Annotated in this window: 1 protein-coding gene; it reads left to right on the plus strand. The window is 64.5% G+C overall.

The features are described from left to right. The coding region (locus tag XF30_RS11875; protein WP_146207795.1) for a non-ribosomal peptide synthetase at nucleotides 1–4,631 on the plus strand (4,631 nt) is incomplete at both ends.

Below are 4,631 nucleotides of genomic sequence, written 5' to 3' on the forward strand. Positions count from 1 at the left end.
GAGCGTGTCGGAGCTTTTGGAGCGGACGCGGCGCACGGTGCTGGCTGCGCAGGAGCATCAGGACCTGCCGTTCGAGCAGGTGGTGGAGATCGTGCAGCCGCCCCGAGCTCTTGATCACACGCCCTTGTTCCAGGTGATGCTGGCCTGGGAGAACAATGCGGTTGGGTCATTGGACCTGCCGGGGCTGAGTGTGGAAGCTGCCGGCGAGGAGATTGATCAGGCCAAGTTCGATCTGGAGCTGAGCCTTGGCGAGCATGGCGAGGAGATCGCCGGAACTCTTGGTTACGCCACGGCGCTGTTTGATCAGGCGACCATCGAGCGGCAGCGTGGTTATCTGATAGCGGTGCTGCGGGGGATGGCTGCCGATGCGCAGCAAGAGGTCCCCCGGATTGAGCTGCTGCCAATCGCCGAGCGGACGTATTTGCTGGAGGAGCTGAACCGGACGGCGGCCCCGTATCCTGCGGAGCGGTGCATTCACGAGCTGTTCGAGGCGCAGGTACAGAAGACGCCACATGCGGTGGCGGTGATCTGCGAAGATGAGCGGCTGAGCTATGGCGAGCTCAATGCGCGGGCCAATCGCCTCGCGCATCACCTGATCGCCCTCGGGGTCAGGCCTGACCAGCCGGTCGCGATCTGCGTCGAGCGCAGTCCGATGATGGTGGTGGGGCTCTTGGCGATCCTGAAGGCTGGCGGGGCGTACGTGCCGCTGGACCCTGCCTATCCGTCGGTGCGGCTACGCCAGGTGCTCAACGATGCGGTGCCCCGCCTGCTGCTGACCGATGTCGCCGGCCGTGCAGCCTTGGGCGGGCATCTGCCGGCCGATGTGAGCGTGGTAGAACTCGATGCTGCGGCGCCGGCCTGGACCAGCCTGCCGGAAGCCGATCTTGACCCGCGCGCGCTCAGCCTGACCTCCCGCAATCTCGCCTATGTGATCTACACCTCGGGATCCACAGGCACGCCCAAAGGGGCACAGAATGAGCATCGGGCTATCGTCAATCGCCTGACCTGGATGCAAAAGGCCTATGGTCTCAAGGCAACTGATGTCGTGTTGCAGAAGACGCCATTTAGCTTCGATGTCTCGGCCTGGGAGTTCTTTTGGACGTTACTTGAAGGAGCAACCCTTGTACTGGCCCCGCCTGGTGCGCATAGAGATCCCGATGCATTGGTCGACTTGATCGTCAGGCTGGGCATCACGACGGTTCACTTCGTGCCATCCATGCTGGTCAGCTTTATGGATGCGAAGAGTGTTGATCGCTGCACGTCGCTGCGGCGAGTTTTATGCAGCGGCGAGGCGCTCCCCGCCGCCAGTGCGCATAGGGTTCGGCGCGTATTGCCTTGGACGGGCCTGCACAATCTCTACGGTCCAACTGAGGCTGCGATCGACGTCACGGCCTGGAATTGCCCGGCTGAGTTTAATGAGGCCATTGTCCCGATTGGCCGCCCTATTGCGAACACGCGGATCTATTTGCTGGATGGTTATGGCGCGCCGGTGCCGTTCGGTGCGGTGGGCGAGGTTTACATTGGTGGGGCGGGGGTGGCACGTGGCTACCTGAACCGCCCTGAGCTGACAACCCAGCGGTTCATCCCCAGTCCCTTTGTGGACGGCGACCGGCTGTACCGGACCGGCGACCTGGCACGCTACCTACCGGACGGGAATCTGGAGTTTTTAGGGCGCAACGACGAGCAGGTGAAGATCCGCGGCTTCCGCATCGAGCCGGGTGAGATCGTCGCTCGGCTTTGCGAGCACGCCTCGGTGCGCGAGGCGGTGGTGGTGGCGCGCGAGGATGGTCGCGGCGAGCAGCGCCTCGTTGCGTATGTCGTTGCCGCAGAAGCCGAGGAAGCTGATTTCGCCGGCGGTTTGCGGGCGCATGTGAGTGCCGGGCTTCCGGACTACATGGTGCCGAGCGCGTTCGTGCGGCTGGCGGCACTTCCGCTGACGCCGAACGGCAAGCTCGATCGAAAAGCGCTGCCGGCCCCGGGCGATGAGGCGTATGCGCGCCGGACCTACGCGCCGCCACAGGGCGAGATGGAGACGGTGCTGGCGCAGATCTGGGCCGACCTGCTGGGGCTGGAGCAGGTCGGACGGCACGACAACTTCTTCGAACTGGGAGGGCACTCGCTCTCGGCGGTGCAGATGATGGATCGTCTGCGGCGCCGCTCATTGGGCATCGAGGTGCGCACCTTGTTCGTCAAGCCGGTGCTGGCGGATCTGGCCGCAAGCCTGCGCCGCCATCACGAAGTAGCAGTCCCGGGCAATCTGATCACCGAGCGAAGTGCGGCGATAACACCGGAGATGTTGCCCCTGATCGAGCTGGCGCAGGACGAGATCGACCGGATCATCGCTACGGTACCCGGCGGGGTTTGCAACATCCAGGACATTTACCGCCTGTCGCCGCTGCAGGACGGCATCCTGTTTCATCATTTGTTAGCGGCAAAGGGCGATCCATACCTACAGGTGTCGCAGATGGCGTTTGCCGATCGTGGGCTGCTCGAGCGCTATCTTGCCGCGGTCCAGCGGGTGGTGGATCGGCATGACATCCTGCGTACTTCCTTCGTCTGGGAGGGGTTATCGCGGCCGGCCCAGGTGGTGTGGCGGGAGGCGCGACTGGAGGTGATCGAAGTCCAGCTGAATGGCGGTCATGGCGCTGGCGCCGAGCAGCTCAGGGCTCGGTTTGATCCGCGCCGGCACTGCATCGACCTTGGCCGGGCGCCACTGCTGCGGTTTGTGATCGCGCGCGAGCCCGGCAGCACGCGCTGGCTGCTGCTGGAGCTGCAGCATCATCTGATCGGGGATCACACCACGCGGGACGTGATGCATGCCGAGGTCCGGGCCGAGCTGGAGGGGCGCGAGCATGAGCTGCCGGCGCCGCAGCCCTTCCGCAATCTGGTGGCGCAGGCGCATCTGCGCGGTAATGACAAGGCGGATGAAGCCTTCTTCCGGGAGCTGCTGGCCGACATCGACGAACCGACCACGCCCTTCGAGTTGAGGGAAGTGCGCGGCGACGGCGGTGGGGTACGTGAGGCGCATCGGATGCTGCCGCCAGCGCTCTACGCGCGGCTGGTGGAACAGGCGCGGCGGCTCGGCGTGAGTCTGGCGAGCCTGTGCCATCTGGCGTGGGGGCAGGTGGTGGCGCGCAGCAGCGGCCGCGAGCAGGTGGTATTCGGCACGGTGCTGTCGGGTCGCCTGCAGGGCAGCGCCGGCGCCGACCGCGCCATGGGGCTGTTCATCAACACCCTGCCGTTGCGGCTCGATCTTGATCAGACCGCCGTCGAGGCGAGCGTGCGGACGACGCACGCCCGGCTGGCCGAGCTGCTGGCACATGAGCATGCCTCGTTGGCGCTGGCTCAGCGCTGCAGCGCTGTTGCGGTGTCGGCGCCGCTGTTCAGCACGCTGTTGAACTATCGTCACAACAAGGCGCCGGTTGTGCCCGGCTCCGGAGCGGATGATGTCTTGTCGGGTATGGAATGGTTGTCTGGGGAGGAACGCACCAACTATCCGCTGACCCTGTCGGTAGAGGATTATGGCGAGGCGCTGGGCCTCACTGCGCAGGTGGCGGAGCCCATCTCGGCGGATCGGATCTGCGGCTACATGCATCGGGTGCTCGAGCAACTGGCAAAGGCGCTGGAGGATGCTCCGGACACGCCGGTACGCGAGCTCGACATCTTGCCGGCCGAGGAGCGCACCTATCTGCTGGAGGACCTGAACCGGACGGCGGAGGCCTACCCATCGGAGCTGTGCGTCCATGAGCAGTTCGAGGCGCAGGTGCACAAGGCGCCGGAGGCGTTGGCGCTGGTCTGCGAGAACGAGCGGCTGAGCTATGGCGAGCTCAACGCGCGGGCCAACCGGCTGGCGCATCATCTGATCGAGCTCGGGGTCACGCCGGACCAGCCGGTGGCGATCTGCCTCGAACGCAGCGTGGCGATGGTGGTTGGTATCTTGGCGATCCTCAAGGCGGGCGGCGCCTATCTGCCGCTCGACCCAGCCTATCCCAGCGAGCGGCTGCAGCAGGTTGTCGACGATGCCGCGCCGCGGCTGCTGCTTTGCGATCTCGCCGGTCGCGCAGCACTCCGTCCCGAGGTGCTGACCAATGTGACGGTCATTGATCTGGAGACGGCCACAGCCTGGGCCAATCGGCCGGCTTCGAACCCTGACCGGCGGACGCTTGGCCTCGCACCGGGCCATCTCGCTTATGTTATCTACACTTCAGGATCAACCGGAACCCCAAAGGGGGTCATGGTCGAGCATCGGGGGTTGGTCAATCTGCTGTCGGCTCAGGTTGGCCTCTTTGGCGCTTCTCCCAACAGCCGAGTCCTGCAGTTCGCCTCCATTGCTTTTGATGCAAGCGCTTGGGAGCTTGTTATGGCGTTTGGCTCCGGAGCCTCTTTACACTTGCCTGCGGAAGCGATCCGCCAAGCTAGTAACAAGCTATTGGATTATCTCCGAACCGAGGCCATCACCCACGCGACATTACCACCCGCGTTGCTTCAGACAGCCAAGGATCTGGAAGGTTTGGCCGCGCAAGCTCTCATTCTTGCTGGAGAGCTGCCGAAGCCTGAACTCATCCGAAGTGTTCCCCCAGCATCAATTGTCAACGCTTATGGCCCGACCGAGGCAACAGTCTGCGCGACCC

Origin of the sequence: Bradyrhizobium sp. SUTN9-2, from assembly GCF_003122645.1 — a bacterium.
In the GTDB taxonomy this organism is placed as follows: Bacteria; Pseudomonadota; Alphaproteobacteria; order Rhizobiales; family Xanthobacteraceae; genus Bradyrhizobium; species Bradyrhizobium yuanmingense.